We start from the raw sequence: 18,652 nt of genomic DNA on the forward strand, positions 1-18,652 counted from the left end.
GCCGTCGTAGGAGCGGACCTGGCCGCGACGAGGCACTACCGATCGGCGAGACGTCGCGCCCAGGTGCGCTCCTACACGGCTAAGCAAGGCCTGCAAGGCGTCAGAACATGGTTGCGCAGCGGGGCGGCTGCGCGGAGACGTGCCGACCGATGATTGCAAGACGCGCACCAAAGCCGTTCGCTGCGATACACAAACTGTCAACGATCGGGTATAAGCTGTTTTCCCGATGGAGACAGACACGCACGTAGGTGATGTGATCTTCCCCGGAGGCTCTTCTGCTCCGGTCGCGGGCAGCGCTGTCGCTGCGATCCAGCAACTTCCCACCTTGCGCCTGCTGTCGCTCGATGCGCATGGCCGCGTGCTGGACTGGATCAATTGGCAGGATGCAGCCTGTCTGTACGCACGCGATGCGGTGTCCTGGACGCTGGGCGAGCCCTGCATGCAGATCCATGGCGGCATCTCGCGCCTGACCGGCGAGCGCAGCGTGATGGAACTGCATCCCATCATCGCCGCACGCGGGCACGCGCGTTCGCGTGCGCTGGACCCGACGCCGACCCTCAGCAACACCGCCCTGTTCGCGCGCGACGCGCAGCTGTGCATGTATTGCGGCCAGCACTTCAGTCGCCCGCAGCTGACCCGCGATCACGTCATGCCGGTCTCCAAGGGCGGCCGCGACAGCTGGGAAAACGTGGTCACCGCCTGCTTCCAGTGCAACTCGCGCAAGGCCAACCGGACGCCACAGCAGGCGCATATGCCGTTGCTGGCCGTGCCGTACCGGCCGAGCTGGATCGAACATCTGATCCTGTCCAACCGCAACATCCTCTCCGACCAGATGGCGTTCCTGCGCGCGCAGTTGCCCAAGCGCTCGAAACTGTCGCTGTAGTCCGCCATGCCGGCTCGGCGCGATGTTGCGAGCGCCAAACACGACCGTTGGCAATGGCCGATCGAGAGAGAGGCATCGTCGACGGTGTCGAGCGTATCGGCTCACGACGGCGCATTGCCCCGCATGGCCTCCTACCCGTTCTCCCCTGTGCGCCGGCTTCACCCGCGAGCCATACGACGGCCAGGCAACCCTGACCTATCCCCAGGCCACTGACCCAGGTGCGGCAGATTGCCGCAGCCCTGGAAACCCGGCGCGCCCGCCTGCGCTGCCAGCGCGCTCGGCCATCACTTCCCGCTGACAGCTGAACCGGTTTGCTTGCCGGGCCTTCGCATGGGGAGGACAATACGGCTTCAGAACATTGACACGATGATGATCGACTCCACCCGCTATCCGCGCCTGTCCCGCATCCAGACCCCCGACGATCTGCGCACTTTCGACGAGGCCGATCTGACCGCGATCGCCGAAGAGCTGCGCGCCTACCTCATCGAATCGGTGGGCAAGAGCGGCGGGCATTTCGCGGCCGGACTGGGCGTGATCGAGCTCACCGTCGCCCTGCACTACCTGTATCAGACCCCGGTCGATCAGCTGGTGTGGGATGTGGGCCATCAGACCTATCCGCACAAGATCCTCACCGGCCGTCGCGACCAGATCCACACGGTCAAGCAAAAGGACGGCGTGGCGCCGTTCCCCAAGCGCGAAGAGAGCGTCTACGACACCTTCGGCGTCGGGCATTCCTCGACTTCGATCTCGGCCGCGCTGGGCATGGCGATCGCCGCGCAGCGCAGTGGTGACGAGCGCAAGGTGGTGGCGGTGATCGGCGACGGCGCGATGACCGCCGGCATGGTCTACGAGGCGCTCAACCATGCCGGCGGCATGGACCCGGAGCCGAACCTGCTGGTGATCCTCAACGACAACCGCATGTCGATCTCCGAAGCGGTCGGCGGGCTGACCAAGATGCTGGGGCGTGCCAGCGGCAGCCGCACCCTCAACGCCATCCGCGAGGGCGGCAAGAAGATCCTTGGCGACAAGAAGAACAACCCCACCGCGCGCTTCGTGCGGCGCTGGGAAGAACACTGGAAGGGCATGTTCGTGCCGTCCACGCTGTTCGAGGAAATGGGCTTCCACTACACCGGCCCGATCGACGGCCACGACCTGCCCGGCCTGGTCGGCGCGCTGAAGACCCTGAAGACGCTCAAGGGCCCGCAGCTGCTGCATGTGATCACCACCAAGGGCAAGGGCTACGAACTGGCCGAAGGCGACCAGATCGGTTACCACGCGGTGGGCCCGTTCGATCCGAGCAAGGGCCTGGTCGCCAAGGCCGGCGCCAAGAAGCCGACCTATACCGATGTCTTCAGCGACTGGGTCTGCGACATGGCCGCGGCCGAACCCAGGCTGCTGGTGATCACCCCGGCGATGCGCGAGGGCTCGGGCCTGGTGCGTTTCAGCAAGGAATACCCGCAGCGCTATTTCGACGTGGCGATCGCCGAGCAACACGCGGTGACGCTGGCTGCCGGCATGGCGACCCAGGGCGCCAAACCGGTGGTGGCGATCTACTCCACCTTCCTGCAGCGCGGCTACGACCAGCTGGTGCACGACGTGGCGGTGCAGAAGCTCGACGTGCTGTTCGCGATCGACCGCGGCGGCGTGGTCGGCCCGGATGGCGCCACCCACGCCGGCAACCTGGACCTGAGCTTCCTGCGCTGCGTCCCGCACATGGTGGTGATGGCGCCGGCCGACGAGGCCGAATGCCGTCAGATGCTCACCACCGGCGTGCATTACGAAGGCCCGGCGGCAGTGCGTTACCCGCGCGGCACCGGCCCGGGCAGCGCACTCGATGCATCGCTCACCAGCCTGCCGATCGGCAAGGCGCAGCTGCGTCACAGCGGCACACGCATCGCCCTGCTGGGTTTCGGCGCCAGCGTGGATGCCGCAGAAGCGGTCGGCCGCGAGCTTGGCCTGACCGTGGTCAACATGCGCTTCGTCAAACCGCTCGATAAAGCCATGCTGCTGGAGCTGGCCAAGAGCCACGAAGGCTTCGTCACCATCGAAGACAACGTCGTTGCCGGCGGCGCCGGTTCCGGCGTGGCCGAGCTGCTCAACGCCGAAGCGGTCACCATGCCGATGCTGCACCTGGGCCTGCCGGACAGCTTCCAGCATCACGCCAGCCGCGAAGACCTGCTGGCCGAAGCCGGCATCGACCAGGCCGGCATCCGCGCCGCCGTGCTCAAGCGCTGGCCGCAGCTGATGGCAGGCAAGCCGCCCGCGTTGAATGCCGCTGCAGGCTGAGGCCTGCGCGGGTCACACACGGCGGCAGTTGCGGCAGGCGGTTACAGAATCGCCTGCCTGTGCCAGCAATGACGGATGCCGCGTGCTGACGCCGATGTAATGACCCGCAACACGACCGATCCCGCGCGATAACGCATCAGACCTGCGGCACCGCCCCGGTGCGTGCAAACGCCTCCACCAGCCGCAGGATGCGCGCCTGCGCATCGATGTCGTGCAGCTCCGTCTGCAATCTGCGCACGCCCGCCGGCAGCTCGGTGGCGGCCAGTGCCGCGCGCAACAGCGCAGGCAGGCCGTCCAGCTCGCGCAGCCACCACGACGCACCTGCGCGCTGCAGGCGCGCGGCATGGTCGAACTGATCGTAATCCAGCGGGTAGACGATCGACGGCAAGCCCGCGGCCAGGCAGGCATACAGGATGCCGGCACCGCCATGGTGGACGACCAGGTCGTAGCGATGCAGCTGCTGTGCGTAGTCCACGTATGGCAGGCGCTGGTAGTTGCCGTGCGTCTGCGCTGGCGGCGCGGCGGTATCGCCATCGCTGAAGTGGAAGATCACCTGCGGAAACTGCACTGCGACGGCACGCAGCACCTGGTCCATCCGCTGCTTGACCCATTGCAGATGGGTGCCCAGCGTCACCAGCACATGCCGACGACCGGGGACGAACTGCGGCGGCGCAACCGCCGCGGGCGGCGTGCACAGCTGCGGCCCGACGAAGCGCACCGCCGCCGGCCAGCGCCGTGCCAACTCGAACGACGGCAGCCCCAGGGCCAGGATGCAGTGCGGCGAATACACCGCCTCGCTGCGATCGCTGCGATAGATCGCCGGCAATCCGGATGCGCGCATCTGACGGCGGTAACACAGGTGCAGGCTCCGTTTGAAGCCACGCGTCAGCCGCCGCGCCATCGCCTGCCAGATCCGCTGCGCTGCCGTGGATGGCGGAAGCAGGCCGCCGAAATACGCCGGAGGCCCGTCGCCGGTTTCGATCACGCATGGCGACGGCATGCTGGTCCACCAGGCGATGCCCATCGCCTGCGCTGCCAGCCCCGCGCTGGGCAGGGTGAAATCGGCGATCACCAGGTCCGGCCTCCGCTCGCGCCAGCGCTGCCGTACCGCATCGCCCACCCGCGCCATCAGGCCAAGCGCGCTGTGTAACTGTCGGCGCAGCCGCAAGGGATTGTGGCCTACAGCATGCGGTGGATTGGCGATATCGAGCAACTGCCGGTCGGCTTGTGCATCCAGCACGCTGACCGCGCTCAGTCCGCATGCACGGATGCGCGCCAGTGCCGCCGGCGTGCTGATGACCTGGACATCGTGATGTGGCGCCAGCTGCCGGGCGATCGCCAGGATCGGATGCAGATGCCCGCTATACGGCGGCGCGATCAGATCAATGCGCATGTTCCCTCCCCTGCACTGCCTGCTCGACCTGGGCGATGAAGGCCTGGCACTCGGCCAGCACTGCCGCATCGCACAGATAATGCAGATGCCCGCAGGCAGGCGTCAGATCTGGCGCACCGGCGAACAGCGCGCGCGAGATCCAGTCGCCGCTGCCCTGGACGACGCGCAGCTGCCCGAACGTACCAGGCGTATTGCACACCGGGCCATAGGCGAACACCGCAAGACGCGTGCGCAGCGCCTGCGGCAGCCGTAAGGCTGTCAGCAGCTGCAGGCCACAACTGCCGGCCAGCAGCACCGTCGTCGGCACCTGCTCCAGCAGCGCCACCACGCGCATGCGATCTGCATCGGCAACGCGTGCGGCGCGCGCGGCCAGATACTGGCGCGCATTGGACACGCTGGCACGCCACAGCGGCATGTGCCGGTAAGTTGGACTAGCGGAACGATACGGATAATTGCAGTCGATCAGCCGCCGGCCCGGGCCTTGCAGCTGCTGCAGAAAATGCTGCTGTTGCATGCTCAATGCGCAACTCTCCGGATCGCTTTGCCCGGTGAGGAAGGCGATCTGCAGGCTGGCGCTGTCAGTCCGCACGAAAATGCCCATCCGGCAACACGCGATAACGCCGGGTGCGCCAGCGGATCGTGCGCACCAGCGCGGCATGCAGCAGATGCAGCGGCTGCAGGCACTCCGCAACGACCGACAGCAATGGACGGTGGCGAACCGCGCCGCTCACCCGCCATTGCACCAGGCACAGCAGCAGCGCACGCAGCAGCACGGTGCCCAGCACCCAGGCCAGCGCCGGCCAGCTCGCCTGCGCGCAGGCACAGACCAGCAAGGCCAGCAGCAGCAACGGCGGCAGCCCCTGCAGCACGCCGATCGCCGAACACACGCCGACGGTCTGCCGACGCAGCAGGATCAACGCGAACAGCATCCATCGATGCATCTGGCGTGCGTAGCTGGCCAGATCCGGCATCGCGGTGCGCATCGCCACCGGCGCAACGGATTGGCGGAGTCGCCCGCCGCGCTCACGCACCAAGGTGGCAACGGCCAGATCGTCGGTGAGCTGCTGCAGTAGCGCAGCAAACCCGCCCCAGGCACGCAGCTGCTCGGTACGCGCGGCATAGCACATGCCGTTGATGGTCAGCGGCGCGGCGAACGGCAGCCAGCCCAGATAGGTCAGCGCCGCGTTGTTGTTGACGAACTGCGACAACAGCCGGCCTGGCAGCGTGGTGCTGTCCTGGTAGTACGGCAGCGCGGTGACCATATCGGCGTCGGTCAGATCCTGCAGCAGGCGCGCGAGCGCGCTGGCGCTCAGCTGTGCATCGTCGTCGAGGATCAGGCTGATCGGCGCGCGCACATGCGCCAGCGCGTGCTCGAGCTTCCAGGCCTTGGGGTTGATGCCGGCTGGCGCGGCCGGCACCCGCATGCGCTGGATGCGTGCATGCGGATGCAGCGCGACCAAGGCATCGGCAACGCTATTTCCCGGAATATCGTCTGCATCCAGCAACCAGACAAACTGCGCGTCCGGCAGTGCTTGCAGGTTGGCCGCAAGCACCTGCTGCAAATGCGCATCGCCCCCCAGCACCGGCTGCAGGATCGCCACCTCGGCCTGGGTTGCGCTGGCGCCACCCGCTGGCAGTGTGCGCGCACCACGCAGCACCCACAGCACTGCAGCCGTCTTGACCATCAGCACCGCCAGGTAGGCAATTGCCATTATCGGAACGACTACGCCCACTGCGCCGCCTGCCAACGCACGAATGCCTCGATGCCTTGTTCCAGACTGACGCTGGGCGGCCCGAGATCGGCGAGCGTGCGGCGTGGGTCGAAGGTCTTGGAATAGGCAAACGCGCCCACGCCGAAGCGCGTGATCGGCGGCTCGCCGCGCAGGCGCAGCATGCGATACGCCGCCTCCACCACGCTGGCCATGCGCAGTGCGGTGGCGATGCGCACCTCGCGTTGCGGCAGCGGCAGCTGCAGGCGCGTGAGCAGGTCCAGCAGCAACTGCTGCAGATCCACCGGCTGCGCATTGGTGAGGTTGTAGGCCGGCTGCAACTGCGGCGCGGTCGCCGCGCGATAGAGGTAATCGCACAGCGTATCGATGTAGATCAGGTCGCCGATCACCGGCTGCGTCTGGCCGACGAAGCGTGGCAGCGCACCCTTGCGCGCAGCGGCGATCACGCGCGGGAACAGCACCGTGTCTCCCGGCCCGAACACCGCACGCGGGCGCAGCACGGATTTGTCGCCCGGATACTGCTGCAGCAGCGTTTCGCCAAGGTATTTGGTCTGCGCGTAGGTGTTGACGAACGCCGGCCCGATCGGGCTGTCCTCGCTGAGGTCGTATTGATGCTCCTCGCGATAGAACACCGAACTGGACGACACATACAGCAGACGCGGGCAGCCATGGCGCTTGCAGAAGTCGATGACGTTGGCGGTGGCCTGGACGTTGTGCAACTGGAACTGCGCACGCGTGCCCCACGGCGAGGCCAATGCCGCAGCGTGGATCACCACATCCGGCTGCCACTGCAACGAGAACGGCTGGCTCAGATCGATGCGATGGTAGTTGGGCAGATCGCTGGCGCGGCGCCCGATGCCGTGGATCTCCACGCCCGGCTGCCCCTGGAAACGTCGCAGGAAGGAACCACCGACAAAGCCGGATGCACCGGTCACGAGAATACGCAGGCTCATCGCCACTCCGGTTGATAACGGTCAAGACTGGGTTGGCAATGCGACGGCAGGATGGTCAACTCCGGGTGTGCATGCGACAGCGCGTGCAGCTGCTGCACGGTGCGCCGGAACGCGCGCCAATCGTGCATCAACAAACGTGTGGGCCAGGCAGGCCACTGCAGCGCAGACCAGGTCGCCGACGACCACACCGCGTCGGCGCACAGCAATACCTCGCGGTCGTGTTGATCGCGCAACCACAGACCCATCTGCCCGGGCACATGCCCGGGCAACGGCACGGCCAGCACGCTGCCGTCCTCGAACAGATCGTAGGCCGCGCCCAGACCTTGCCAGGCGCCGGTCAACGCACGCAACGGCGCCTGCTCGGCAAACTGCAGGCGCCGATCGAAATCCTCGGGGAGCAGCTGCGGCAACAAGGCACGCCGCAGTCCGCCGAGGCGCGAACAACTGCGCAGCTGTTGATAGTCGGCACGCAGGCACAGGAAGCGCGCGTTGGGCAGATCGCGCAGACCGCCGACATGGTCGGCATGGAAGTGCGAAATCAGGCACCAGGCGATCTCCTCCAGCTGCACGCCACGGCGTGCCAGCTGTGCGCCCAGCGTTTCGTGCGCGGGCAGGTGCACCGGCGTGGTCCAGCGATACAGGCGCTCGGGCCAGGGATCGGTCGCGCGGAAAAAATGCTCCGCATACCCGGTGTCGTACAACAGCGCGCCGCGCTGCGGATGCCGGATCAGCACGCTCAACGCGGGAAATTCCACCGCATGCCAGTGGCCGTCCGCACGCACCATGCGCTCGCAGTGGCGGCAGTGGCCGATGCGCAGCAACTCGAGCGACACGCGCGGCGGCATCAGGGCGCGACCTGGTCGGAACATGCGCACATGCCCTAGTACCGCAACACCATGCCACCGATCGCCAACCCGGCACCGGTGCCGAGCAGCGCAACCAGATCGCCACGCTGCATGCGCTGTTCGATCCGGGCGTGATGCAAGGCATGCGGCAGCGAGGCGGCGACCTGGTTGCCGGTGGCCTGCAGGATGCGAATCACCTGATCGGGGCGCAGCCCCAGCGCCTGCACCACATGATCCAGGCCGCCACCGGAGGCCTGGTGCGGGACCAGGCAGCGCAACGCTGCCGTGGTGGTGCCGGCCTCGCCCAGCAACCGTTCCCAGAATGCAGGCAGATGGCGCGCCGCGAACCGGTAGGCACCGCGCCCATCCATGCTGAAGCTGCGCAAGGCCTCGGACGACTGTTCTTCGCCGCGTGGATAGCGGGTGCCGCCGCCGCGAATGCGGCACAGCTCCGCGCCATCGCCGTAACTGGACAGGCGGCTGGACAGCAGTGCCGAGCCGTCATCGGCGGCGCTGCGCCCCACGACCACCGCGGCCGCGCCATCGCCAAACAGGCCGGCGGTGGCCGGCGTCGATGCATCCAGCCCGCCCGATGCCACCTCGCTGGAAACGATCAACACGCACCGGTAGCGCCCGAGCGCCAACGCATTCGCGGCCATGTCCAGCGCCACCAGAAAGCTCAGGCAGGTCGCATTGACGTCGAAGGCCGGAATACCCGAATCGCCCAGCCCGAGCGCGCGCTGGATCAGCACCGCCTGGCAGGGAATTGGCTGCTCCATGACGCTGCAGGCCGAGATCAGGCAATCGATCTGACCGGGGTCGATGCCCGCGCTTGCCAGCGCCTGGGTCGCCGCCGCCGCACCCATCGACGAAGCCGTCTCGCCCTCGCCCACGTAATGGCGCGTGGCCACTCCCGAGCGCGCCAAGGTGGTGCCTGCCGGCAGCTGCCAGCGTTGATCCAGCTGTTGCGAGGTCACCTCCGTGGCGGGGACATGGCGCCCGGTGCCCAGAATGCGCAGCGGCAATGCGTTCAACACGGAGGTCTCGTTGGACAAGGCGCGCAGCATACCGTGGCTGGCGTGGGCCGAGCCGATCGATCGCCGAAGCGCGCAATGCGCATCGCCCGCCTGCGAGGACGGCGATCGGTCAGTCGATTGCCACCGCGTTCCAGACCACAACCGCCGAGCAGTCGTGCCGACGTGTCAGGGCGCTTCCACCGCGTATCCCAGCGCCTGCAAGCGCGCCAGATAGCCATCGGCTGCGGTCAGTCGGCTGATCGGCAGCACCGCGAAGGTGCTGCGATTGCGTTGCAGCGCGGTGGTGGCGATGCTCAGCCAGTGCTCGCGCATGCGCCGTTCCAGATCGTCGATGCCGCGCTTCCTGGCGGCGCCGGAACTGGCCATGGCGCTCATGCAGGCGGCCTGCGGATCTTCGCGTGGCAACTGGCGCAGTGCCTCGATATCGCCCACCGACCAGGCGTTGGCGCGCTCCACCATCGTGGGCAGGTCGCGCTCGACGGTGACCAGGATGCTGCGGAAGCACGCGGTATCGTCCATGCCACCGGCGCGGAACTCCTTGATGGCCTGGCGCGGGTCGGCGATCTTGTAATCCAGCGCGGTGGGGGTCGGCTTGATCCCGGCGCGCTTGGCGGCACGCTCCACCACCGACCAGATCACCGGCGAGCGCGCCAGGCCGGAGCGCTTGATCGCCGCCTGATACAACTCGCCGGCGGCAAGCATCGGGCGCTTGCGCTCCACCCCACGGTCGCTGCCGAGATAGCGCGCCTTGGCAACCGACCAGCGCGCATACAGATCGGCCGGCAGCAGCTCGCGCAGTTCGCGGCCGTCCTCGTTCTTCATCGCCTTCATCGCCGAGGGCAACAGGGTCAGTTTGCCGAAGAACCCCATGTCCGCATCGATCTGGACGGTCGGGGCCATCAGCACCTGCTGCGATTGGCCGATGATCGTTTCCACCTCGGCCGACTGCCACTGCAGCCGCTTCGGCAGCGGCGACACGGTGCCCAGGATCCACAGCACATGATCGCCCTTGCTGACCTTCCACAGGCCCGGGCCGGGTTGCACGCCGCGCACCACCATCGCTTCCAGATCGACCACGGCCGGCGGCGATGGCGCGGCCGGCGGCGGCGGCGTGCCATCGCTGGCCGACGCCAGCAACGACACCAGCATCATTCCCACGCCCCACCCCACCCGCTGGCCTCGCATCACGTCTCGCCCCCTGTGTGAGAACGCGGACACTACGCCAAGCCGGCCATGGCCGCGTTAGGGAAATGTTCGCCGCCGCAGCCGCCGATGGCTCAGCGTGGATCCAGGCTGGCCAGGTGCGCAGCCAGTGGCGAGCCGCCGTCGAGCAGCGCGAATCCTTCCCAGACGAATCCCGGCGAGACCGTGCAGCCCACCAGGGTGAAATCACCAAGCGACCGCGCCGCCTGCCAGCACCCTGCGGGCACCACGTGCATCGGCTCACCGCGCTCGGCAGCATCCAGGATCAGGCGTTGCAGCTGTCCGCTGGCCTCGTCGTAGATCGACAACTCCAGCGCATCGCCCTGCTGCCAATGCCAGCTTTCTTCCGCATCGACGCGATGCCAGGCGCTGCATTCGCCGGCAGCGAGCAGGAAGCGGATGGCGGTCAACGCCGGGCGCGGCTGGCCGCCCTCTGTGACCTGGCGCGCAGACGCATACACGCGACGGAAATGCCCGCCCTCGGGATGCGGAGCGAGTTCGAGCGAATGGATCAAGCTGGCGGCGGTCGGATGCATGCCTACATGCTAAGCCAGCCAACGCCGCGCATGCATCACGGCAGGTGCTTGCCCGCACGCAGGCAGGTGCGGAAGAACACCAGCAGATCCCAGCTATAGCGCTTGAGCAGGCGACGTGGCTCGTTGAGCAGCCGGTACATCCATTCCATATGCAGGCGCCGTACCCAATCCGGCGCGCGTTTGGCGGTGCCGGACAGGAAATCCAGCAACGCGCCGACCCCGAACACCAGCGGCACGTTCAAGGCCTGGCTGTGATCCAGGATCCAACGCTCCTGCAGCGGGTTGCCGAAGGCCACCAGCAGCACATCGGCGCCCGAGCGATTGATGCGCTCGGCCAGGCCCTCGCCGGCGGCGGCAAATTCGCCGTAGCCGTCGCACATGCCGACCACCTGCTGGCCCAGGGTTCCAGTCAAGGTCGCGGCAGCGGTCTTGCCCACGCCCGGACGACCGCCGAGCAGGAAGAACTTGAGCGGCTGCGCGGCCTCGCGACACAGATACGGAATCAGGTCGGTGCCATTGAGGTTGCCGGCAAAGCGGCGGCCATGGATCAGGCGCGCTGCCAGATCCATGCCGATGCCGTCATTGACGATGCGCACGCTGGGCTCGCGCATCCGCAGCCGCAGTGCCTGGCATTGCACGATGAAATTGGTATTGGCAAAAAATACCCGGCGTGGTTGCCGGGCGGCCAATGCGTGAAACAACTCCAGTGCAAACGCTTCCTGCGTGGTGGAGAGCACCGGAAATCCGCCAAGCGGAATCACCACGCCCTGCGGCATTCCCGTGTTGGCGGTTGCTGTCGTCTCCGTATCCACCTGCCGGCCGTGCATCATCGAATCACCAAAGGTCGTAAGGAAACGCGGCCAGCAGCCCGGCCTGCAGTTTCTCCAGGTCGAAATCGCCGTTGCCGCCAAGCTTCAGGCACTCTTCCACGCTGTTGCCCGAGTGCCACTGCATGCGTCCGGTGCCGTTGTAGTAGTCGTCGTACTTGAAGCGATCCTCGCCGTTGCCCCAATCCAGGTACACCGCCGGAATCCCGTACGCCTCGGCAAGAATCAGCCCGTGCAGCGAACTGCTGATCACCAATTCGGCGCCCAGCAACGCACTCATGAACGTTGCAGGCTTGACGTTCGGAAACACCAGATGGTCCGCGTACGCGCTGTACTTCTCGACCGGCTCGTTGAAATGCGGAACGATGGCGAAGGGGCGCTTGTTTGCCATTCCCAGCGCATCGGCGGGGAAAAACATCGGTGTAAGCAGACCGGGGTCGCCATAGACTTCCGGCACCGCGATTCCGCGGTCGAGCAGGAATTGACGCGTCTTCGGACCACGCACTGCACGCACATCGAGCGTGCTGAAGGTATTGCGCTCGGCGGGAATCTTGCCGTTGATGCCGCTGCCCCAGACGGTGTCGCCGTCCTTGGCAAAATGCAGCACCGACCCGATGGCGATCAGTTTCTTGCTGAGATCACGCTTCTCGATCAGCGTCTTGTCCTGCAAGGAGAGCACACAGGACACAATCACCTTGGACAGATGATCTCCCATGTTGACGCCAGCGTTCTTCGGCTGCCACCAGAACAAGGCACGGCGTTCCGCATGTTCGATCCATTTCTGCAGCAAAGCATTGGCCATAACGAGCAGTCTCCTTCTAAAGTTGGGTGCGCTGCATCAGTGCGAGAGCGCGGCCTCCGAAGAAGCACGCACCGCTGCGCCATCTTGCTGCGGGTACAAACGGGTTTCCGGATACGCACCTGGATTCAGTACGCGGTCGGTGGTGTCGGACCAATTCAGGCATTGGCGGTAACGCACGCGCGGTGCTTCCAGCGCGCGACTGATGGCCGCAATGACCGACTCACCGTTGCCGGGAGTGTAGCCGAAACGCGATTGATACGGCCCCACGACGGCATTTGGACACACCGCAGGCAGGCCGAAGAAATCGTATTGCAGCAACTTCATCGAACTATCGGCCAGATACACCGGCACCTGCTCGGATGCATAAGGTGCGATCCCGAAACGGGCGTGCTTGATGTAGCCGATGGTCTCGGCGTGCTTCATCTCGCCATAGACGATCACATTGTCGCCATAGCCGGGATGCCGGCCCATGCCCGAGCCGATCACATGGAACGTGACCTGCGGGAACGCCTTGCTGGCAACCACGAAGAAGTCCGGATCGAACAACATCGAGCCCACCGCAACCGCATGGATGCCCTCGCCATACGGCGACGGGTCGCCCAGCTGATCCAGGTTGTGATCCACACCGTGGCCGACGTGATACACGTTGTCGCGGCTTGCCACTTCCTCCGCCATTGCCGGCGACACCAATGCGATCACATCCAGCGTCGGTGCAACCCGATCGAACTCGCGCTCGATATAGGACGCGACATTGATCGTGCTCAGGCCGTCGGAAGCACGATAGACCAGCTTCGCTGCCGGATTGATGCGCTTGGCCAGCTCGATGAAGGCCACCGCGATACCGCTTTCAAACACGATCACGTCCGCCTCGCGCATCCAGTCCAGCAACTGGCGTGGCGGATGCGCGGCATACCAGCGGAACATCGCATCTTCGACAGAACGCAGCCAGGCGCGGCGCGTGTTGAACGGATGCACCGTCGTGCGCCACAGGTAGCACTCCACGCCCTTGTGCGACACCACGGTGTTTGCGGTGTCGTCCAGCGGCAGCCGCATGTCGCCCTTCATGCGCGATAGCCGGCTATAGCGCAGCGAGAAAAACCGCGTGGTGCCGCGCAGCGCAAGCTGATCGGTGATGAAGTGGATATTGGCGCGCCGTGGCGTGCGGTAATCGTGGGCGGACACGACCAGATAGCAAGGCCGGCGAATGCCGGAAGCGGCGGCGGGTGTATCGCTCATGGGCCGTGTCCTATGAATGAGTGGGAGAAAGCATGCAGGAACGCAGGCGAAGACGATGTCGATCTCATTGGCGTGCCTTGGCCTGCTTCAGCAACTTGCGGATGTTGAGGATGGCAACGACATCGCGGCGGAACGCCGGCCAGATCGCCAACGCCAGCAGACAGACCGCCGCCATCGCGGCCGCACCGACAGCCAGCTGCTGCCACAGCGGACCACCTACGGTGATGGATGCGTAATACGCGCACACCCCCGCCACGCCATACGCGGTCATCGCACGCACCGCATTGGTGAACAGTGCAACCACCGGTGCGTCGGAGATCTTGCCGACCCAGACCAGCGACAACGGCCAGGTCACCAGCAGGCCGAACGAATAACCGATCGCCACGCCCATCGCGCCCCAGCGCGAGCCGACGAAGATGCAGCCGATCAGCACGATGCGGCTAACCAGCGAGAACAGCAACTGCGCGCGCATCAGGCCCCTGGCAAGAAACACCCAGTAGGTTGCATAGGACGCGGTCTGGAAAATACCGCCCAGCGTCAGCACCTGGAACAGGGGCACCGCCTCGCGCCACTGCTCGCCTAGCACCAGCACGATCAGCGGCATGGCCAGCGCGCAGGCGAAGGCGAACAGCGCGACGATCAGATGCACCATCACCGTCTGCCCGCGCAGCAGGAAGGCGCTGAAGCGTTCGCGGTCGTCCTGCAGCTGCGACAACACCGGCAACGCCACGCTGGTGGCCGGCGCGTTGATCTGATTCAACGGCATCATCAACAGCTGAAACGCACGGTTGTACAGGCCCAGTGCGTCCGGGCCGGTGCGCCAACCGATGATGACCTGGCCAACGTTGCGGCTGGCATAGCCCAGCAACTGCGCAGCCATCAGGTTCCAGCCGAAGCTCATGAAGTCGCGCATCGGCGCCGAACGTTGGTACCCGCCCGGCAACCAGCGTGCACAGCTCGCCGCGATGATGAAATTGACCACCGCCTGCACCACCTGCTGCACCACCAGCGCCCAATAGCCCCAGCCCAGCAAGGCGGCAGCGACGGCCGCGCCCAGGCCCAGCACCTGCGATCCCACATCGCTGAGCGCGACTTGGCCAAACCGCAGCCCACGGCTCAGATGCGCGCGGTACTGCGTGGTCATGCCGTTGATCAGGAAGGTCACCGCCAGCGCCTGGGAGATCGTCACCAGCGCCGGCTCCTTGTAGAAGTTGGCGATCACATGGGCAGAGGCGTAGACCATCACCGACAGCGACAAGCCGATGCCGCTGTTGATCCAGAACAGGTTGTCGCGCTGCTCGCGGCTGACATGCTTGGCCTGCACGGCAGCGGCAGACAGGCCGAAATCGCGCAGGATCTCGGCCGCACCGACAATCGCGGTGACCATCGCCATCAGGCCGTAGTCGTAAGGCGTGAGTAGGCGCGCCAGCAGGATGATGCCGCCGAACTGCACGACCATCTTGGCCGACTGGCCGATCATGGTCACCGCTGCGCCGCCGGCGGCGCGCGAACCGAGGCTGCGCTGTGGCGGCGGCGTGGGGGAATTCATCGTCGGGATCTCTGCGGTCACAGCGCGGCGTCTCCATCCTTGCCGAGCGCTTCCAGGTAGGTGCGGTAGTGCAGCTGTCCGATCCGTGGCCAGTCGCGTTGCGAGAGATCCGGTGCAGGGCCGCGCGGCGCGGCACGCACCTGGTCCAGCATGCCGGTCAGCAGCGCCGCATCGAATTCGCCGTCATAGAGAAACACCCAGCCCGGCCCCACTTCTTCGGCAATCGCCGCATTGGATTCGCTCCACGGTGCCAGCACCGGGCGCGCCAGCGACAACGCCAGCAACAAGGTGCCGGAGTTGTGCATCTGCCGGTACGGCAGCACCACCAGCTCGGCCTCGCTGACTTCGCGTGCCAGCACCGGCTCTTCGACATAAGCCAGCAAGGCACTCACACGCGGATCCTGCGCGCAGGCCTCCTCCACCAGGCTGCGCATCTGCGGCGTGGCCGGGTTGCCGACAATACGCAGCTTCAGGCGCGGATCGTCGACCTGACGCATCACCTCCAGCAGCGTTTCCACGCCCTTGTACGGGCGGATCAGACCGAAATGCAGCAGCCGCCCCGGAACCGGCGTGCCTTGCGGCATCTTTGCAAACCACTCGCGATAATGGCCGTGCAGGATGGTGTCAGTGAATGGCGGTCGCGGCGGCGTGGTCGCGTTGATGCGGATCCAGCGACGCGTCAGCCGATCGATCCAGCGCAACAGGCCGCGCTCGCGCCAGCCGCGATCCTCGTGCGGTGCCAGGTTGTGCAAGGTGCGCACCACCGGCGTGCCGGTCAGCTGCAGCTTGAGCAGCAACAGCGCCGCACACATCTGCTTGGCCAGGGTGCCGATCGCGCTGGGATGGCGCAGCAGATATTCCGGCCAATGCAGATGCAGCACGTCGTAGCGCGACAACAGCGCATCGCGCATCGAAAAGAAGCGCGGCTGCACTGCAGCGGGCAGCGATGCGTAAAGCTGGGTCAGGTACGGATTGGTGCTGGCATTGGGCTTCTCGGTGGAGAACAGCACGGTGACCTGCGGCTGCGCGGACGCACGCGCACTCGCTGCCGATGCAGGCGCGCTCATCGCACTGCCTCCTGGGTACGGCGGGTGCCCAACGCGGTGTGGTATTCGTCGACGTAGCGCCCGACCACATGCTTCCAGTCGTAGCGGCTCACATACGCCATGGACGCTGCACGACGCGTATCGAAATCGGCATCCGCCTGCAGCGCTAGCGCCTGTACCTGGTCTGCGGCCGCGTCGATCCGGTCGCGGTTGACGATCACGCCCTGCCCCGATTCGCTGGCAAGACGCACGAACGGCGGGATGTCGCTGAGGATCGGAATCAGGCCGGCACTCATCGCCTCGACCGCAGCGATGCCGAAGCCTTCATGGCGCGACAGGCAGACGAAGAACTGCGCCTGCTGCATCAGGCTGCGCAGCTGCTCCTGCGACGGCGACATGCTGAGCTGGACCTTGTCCTGCAAGCCCCGCTCGGCGATCGCCTTGCGCAGGTCGGCCTCGTTCAAATCGTATTCGCGCCCGGCAATGATCAGGCGCCACTGCGGATCGCGCTGCAGTACCGCCTGCAGCAGCTCCAAGGTTTCGATCAGGCCCTTGTTCACCGACCAGCGGCCGAAATACATCATGGTCCGCCCAGGCGTCGCTGCGCCCTGCGCTGCGTATTTCTCCACGTCCACGCCGTTTTCGATCACCCGCAAGCGCGCCGGCGACACCACCTTGGCGAACAGCTCGCCGTCGTTCTCGCTGGTGGCGATCACCCGCGCATACGCCAATGCCGAAGTGCGGGTGAGCGTTTGAAACCATAGCTGCTTCATCCGCGAGGCATACGCGGTGTGGAAGAAGCCGCCGTGCGTGGACACCACCATCGGCTTGCCATGCAGCGGCCTGGTCAGCGCCAGATAGTCGTAGAAAAAATCGATGCCGTGCAGGTGCACCAGATCGGCCGAGCGGATCGCGCTCAGCACGGACGGCGCCAACGGATAACGCGACGAGCCACGATAACCGATGCGTCGGATCGGCAAGCCCTGATACATCTCCTGCTGCGCAAGCTGCGCGCCCGGATCGGTAAACACCCGATCCAGCGTCACGACCTCCACCGTATCGGCACTGGTGGCCTGGTGTTGACGGGCCACATTGAGAACGACTTCCTCCATGCCTCCGATCGAAGGATGGAATTGGCGGACGACATGCACCACTTTCATTACGCCAATCTCCTGTGCCAGCGACGCAGACACATCTGCATGCTCGGCTGATCATTCTGGAAGCTCGTCATTTGCGTTTCAATCCCAACATCCACGGTGCAACGCGCACCAGCACCGCGCGCATCGGCACACTGACCGCGACAGCGAACGCGCTCAGGCCCATCGCCCAGGCCGGTGTGCCGATCAGGCTGCGAGCGATCACACCCGTTCGTGCCACCACACTGGTGAGCACCAGAAACACCAATGTGTGCGTGCACAGGATCAGCAAGGTATTGCCACCGATCCACTGCAGCCAACGCCACTGTCGGACGAAATACGCCACGCACAAAGTCATTGCGGTACCCAGCAGGCTGACCAGCAGGAACACCGCGGCGGAATGCCCGAACTGCAGATTGTTCACATCCACTTGCCCGTTCCATCCGGCCAGCCACCACCACGCTGCTGCCAGCACCGGCAGTGCCAATGCCCATGCCGAGGCGCGAAGCGCGCGCAGTGCATCGGCGTAGCGCGACAGCCATCCGCCCACGGCGATGAAGAACAGCGCGACAGGCAATACATCCAGCGCCAACGGAAGCCGCAGGTGCAACGACGGAAACCAGCCTGCCCATGCCAAGGCGAGCAACAAACTGACTGCCGCCAGGGCCGCCGTCGTCAGGCGCGTGCGCAAGGCGATATAGGCCAGCGTGGAGACGAACAAGGCCGGCAGGAACCACAACGCCGGAAGCACGTACAGACGCGTCCCGTTGGCCCAGAACAGGCCGATAAACGGATCCCACCACGGCAGCACATGCGATGGATGCGCCGCGCGGCTGGTCACTCCCATCAGCAGCCAGCAGGCGTAGGCCACCAGGAAAAACGCGACATAGGGAACCAGCAACGTGCGCGCCAACTTCGCAATCGTCGCCACCGTCATTGCGCGGTGGCCGAAGCGCTCGCCGACCCAGCCGGACAACACGAAAAACAGCGGCACATGAAAACTGTAGGCGAACAACTTGTAGGCGGCCGGCATGCCGTTGGCATGCCCCAGCACCACCAGGACGATCGCCAGCGCCTTTGCTGCATCGATCTGCCAATCGCGGGTCAATGCAGGCGCCGGCGCAGCCTTGGCACCCAGACCGTCGTGCCGGGCCGCGTTGGAATACGGTGCGGTGGTCATGGCGCAGCGC

General features: G+C 65.9%; 17 protein-coding genes. 2 read left to right on the forward strand and 15 right to left on the reverse strand.

Going from position 1 to position 18,652, the window contains the following annotated elements; genetic code table 11:
- Positions 1 to 226: 226 nt before the first annotated feature.
- Both GGR73_RS07325 and dxs read left to right on the forward strand, forming a co-directional pair.
- Positions 227 to 883, forward strand: coding sequence for an HNH endonuclease (locus GGR73_RS07325; protein WP_184456245.1), 657 nt, complete (start codon positions 227 to 229; stop codon positions 881 to 883).
- 369 nt (positions 884 to 1,252) lie between these two features.
- A complete protein-coding gene (dxs, locus tag GGR73_RS07330) occupies positions 1,253 to 3,169 on the forward strand; it encodes a 1-deoxy-D-xylulose-5-phosphate synthase (RefSeq protein ID WP_160954491.1) in 1,917 nt (638 codons plus the stop codon).
- Between the two features lie 136 nt (positions 3,170 to 3,305).
- On the opposite strand, the gene GGR73_RS07335 is transcribed toward dxs, so the two are convergent.
- From GGR73_RS07335 to GGR73_RS07405, 15 genes are all read right to left on the reverse strand, one after another.
- Positions 3,306 to 4,562 carry a glycosyltransferase gene (locus tag GGR73_RS07335; RefSeq protein ID WP_184456247.1) on the reverse strand — a complete coding sequence of 419 codons (1,257 nt, stop codon included), beginning with the start codon at positions 4,560 to 4,562 and terminating at the stop codon, positions 3,306 to 3,308.
- The gene (locus GGR73_RS07340; protein WP_184456249.1) at positions 4,552 to 5,163 is read right to left on the reverse strand and encodes a hypothetical protein; all 612 of its coding nucleotides are present in this window, start codon (positions 5,161 to 5,163) and stop codon (positions 4,552 to 4,554) included. Before GGR73_RS07340 ends, GGR73_RS07335 begins: the two co-directional genes overlap by 11 nt.
- Positions 5,141 to 6,295 (reverse strand): glycosyltransferase, encoded by a 1,155-nt coding sequence (locus GGR73_RS07345; RefSeq protein ID WP_184456251.1) that lies wholly within the window; start codon positions 6,293 to 6,295, stop codon positions 5,141 to 5,143. Before GGR73_RS07345 ends, GGR73_RS07340 begins: the two co-directional genes overlap by 23 nt.
- Positions 6,286 to 7,245 carry an NAD-dependent epimerase/dehydratase family protein gene (locus GGR73_RS07350; RefSeq protein ID WP_184456253.1) on the reverse strand — a complete coding sequence of 320 codons (960 nt, stop codon included), beginning with the start codon at positions 7,243 to 7,245 and terminating at the stop codon, positions 6,286 to 6,288. Before GGR73_RS07350 ends, GGR73_RS07345 begins: the two co-directional genes overlap by 10 nt.
- Positions 7,242 to 8,090: an MBL fold metallo-hydrolase gene (locus GGR73_RS07355; RefSeq protein WP_065031736.1), complete on the reverse strand. Its 849-nt coding sequence runs from the start codon at positions 8,088 to 8,090 to the stop codon at positions 7,242 to 7,244. Before GGR73_RS07355 ends, GGR73_RS07350 begins: the two co-directional genes overlap by 4 nt.
- Before the next feature lie 35 nt (positions 8,091 to 8,125).
- The gene (locus GGR73_RS07360) at positions 8,126 to 9,157 is read right to left on the reverse strand and encodes a 3-oxoacyl-[acyl-carrier-protein] synthase III C-terminal domain-containing protein (RefSeq protein ID WP_184456255.1); all 1,032 of its coding nucleotides are present in this window, start codon (positions 9,155 to 9,157) and stop codon (positions 8,126 to 8,128) included.
- Positions 9,158 to 9,292: 135 nt separating this feature from the next.
- Positions 9,293 to 10,312, reverse strand: a complete 1,020-nt coding sequence (locus GGR73_RS07365; protein ID WP_184456527.1) for a TraB/GumN family protein — start codon at positions 10,310 to 10,312, stop codon at positions 9,293 to 9,295.
- Between the two features lie 92 nt (positions 10,313 to 10,404).
- Positions 10,405 to 10,866: a cupin domain-containing protein gene (locus tag GGR73_RS07370; RefSeq protein WP_184456257.1), complete on the reverse strand. Its 462-nt coding sequence runs from the start codon at positions 10,864 to 10,866 to the stop codon at positions 10,405 to 10,407.
- 35 nt (positions 10,867 to 10,901) lie between these two features.
- A complete protein-coding gene (locus tag GGR73_RS07375; protein WP_184456258.1) occupies positions 10,902 to 11,696 on the reverse strand; it encodes a WecB/TagA/CpsF family glycosyltransferase in 795 nt (264 codons plus the stop codon).
- Between the two features lie 4 nt (positions 11,697 to 11,700).
- On the reverse strand, positions 11,701 to 12,495 hold the full coding sequence (locus GGR73_RS07380) for a polysaccharide pyruvyl transferase family protein (RefSeq protein ID WP_184456260.1): 795 nt from the start codon (positions 12,493 to 12,495) through the stop codon (positions 11,701 to 11,703).
- Between the two features lie 36 nt (positions 12,496 to 12,531).
- On the reverse strand, positions 12,532 to 13,731 hold the full coding sequence (locus GGR73_RS07385) for a glycosyltransferase (protein ID WP_184456262.1): 1,200 nt from the start codon (positions 13,729 to 13,731) through the stop codon (positions 12,532 to 12,534).
- A gap of 64 nt (positions 13,732 to 13,795) precedes the next feature.
- The gene (locus tag GGR73_RS07390) at positions 13,796 to 15,280 is read right to left on the reverse strand and encodes a lipopolysaccharide biosynthesis protein (RefSeq protein WP_024937923.1); all 1,485 of its coding nucleotides are present in this window, start codon (positions 15,278 to 15,280) and stop codon (positions 13,796 to 13,798) included.
- Positions 15,281 to 15,297: 17 nt separating this feature from the next.
- Positions 15,298 to 16,347: a glycosyltransferase gene (locus GGR73_RS07395; protein ID WP_126965996.1), complete on the reverse strand. Its 1,050-nt coding sequence runs from the start codon at positions 16,345 to 16,347 to the stop codon at positions 15,298 to 15,300.
- Positions 16,344 to 17,486 (reverse strand): glycosyltransferase family 4 protein, encoded by a 1,143-nt coding sequence (locus GGR73_RS07400; RefSeq protein ID WP_126965995.1) that lies wholly within the window; start codon positions 17,484 to 17,486, stop codon positions 16,344 to 16,346. The genes GGR73_RS07395 and GGR73_RS07400 overlap by 4 nt, the downstream gene beginning before the upstream one ends.
- Before the next feature lie 67 nt (positions 17,487 to 17,553).
- On the reverse strand, positions 17,554 to 18,642 hold the full coding sequence (locus GGR73_RS07405) for an acyltransferase family protein (RefSeq protein ID WP_126965994.1): 1,089 nt from the start codon (positions 18,640 to 18,642) through the stop codon (positions 17,554 to 17,556).
- Between the last annotated feature and the right edge of the window lie 10 nt (positions 18,643 to 18,652).

This window comes from Xanthomonas sp. F14 (assembly GCF_014199865.1).

Excerpts from the sequence above, each read along its gene's own strand:
- GGR73_RS07335 (WP_184456247.1), bottom strand. The coding sequence starts at position 4,562 with ATGCGCATTGATCTGATCGCGCCGCCGTATAGCGGGCATCTGCATCCG.
- GGR73_RS07395 (WP_126965996.1), bottom strand. The coding sequence starts at position 16,347 with ATGAGCGCGCCTGCATCGGCAGCGAGTGCGCGTGCGTCCGCGCAGCCG.
- GGR73_RS07325 (WP_184456245.1), top strand. The coding sequence starts at position 227 with ATGGAGACAGACACGCACGTAGGTGATGTGATCTTCCCCGGAGGCTCT.
- GGR73_RS07385 (WP_184456262.1), bottom strand. The coding sequence starts at position 13,731 with ATGAGCGATACACCCGCCGCCGCTTCCGGCATTCGCCGGCCTTGCTAT.
- GGR73_RS07400 (WP_126965995.1), bottom strand. The coding sequence starts at position 17,486 with ATGAAAGTGGTGCATGTCGTCCGCCAATTCCATCCTTCGATCGGAGGC.
- GGR73_RS07380 (WP_184456260.1), bottom strand. The coding sequence starts at position 12,495 with ATGGCCAATGCTTTGCTGCAGAAATGGATCGAACATGCGGAACGCCGT.
- GGR73_RS07350 (WP_184456253.1), bottom strand. The coding sequence starts at position 7,245 with ATGAGCCTGCGTATTCTCGTGACCGGTGCATCCGGCTTTGTCGGTGGT.
- GGR73_RS07405 (WP_126965994.1), bottom strand. The coding sequence starts at position 18,642 with ATGACCACCGCACCGTATTCCAACGCGGCCCGGCACGACGGTCTGGGT.
- GGR73_RS07360 (WP_184456255.1), bottom strand. The coding sequence starts at position 9,157 with ATGCTGCGCGCCTTGTCCAACGAGACCTCCGTGTTGAACGCATTGCCG.
- GGR73_RS07355 (WP_065031736.1), bottom strand. The coding sequence starts at position 8,090 with ATGCCGCCGCGCGTGTCGCTCGAGTTGCTGCGCATCGGCCACTGCCGC.
- GGR73_RS07375 (WP_184456258.1), bottom strand. The coding sequence starts at position 11,696 with ATGATGCACGGCCGGCAGGTGGATACGGAGACGACAGCAACCGCCAAC.
- GGR73_RS07340 (WP_184456249.1), bottom strand. The coding sequence starts at position 5,163 with ATGGGCATTTTCGTGCGGACTGACAGCGCCAGCCTGCAGATCGCCTTC.
- GGR73_RS07390 (WP_024937923.1), bottom strand. The coding sequence starts at position 15,280 with ATGAATTCCCCCACGCCGCCGCCACAGCGCAGCCTCGGTTCGCGCGCC.
- GGR73_RS07365 (WP_184456527.1), bottom strand. The coding sequence starts at position 10,312 with ATGCGAGGCCAGCGGGTGGGGTGGGGCGTGGGAATGATGCTGGTGTCG.
- GGR73_RS07370 (WP_184456257.1), bottom strand. The coding sequence starts at position 10,866 with ATGCATCCGACCGCCGCCAGCTTGATCCATTCGCTCGAACTCGCTCCG.
- dxs (WP_160954491.1), top strand. The coding sequence starts at position 1,253 with ATGATCGACTCCACCCGCTATCCGCGCCTGTCCCGCATCCAGACCCCC.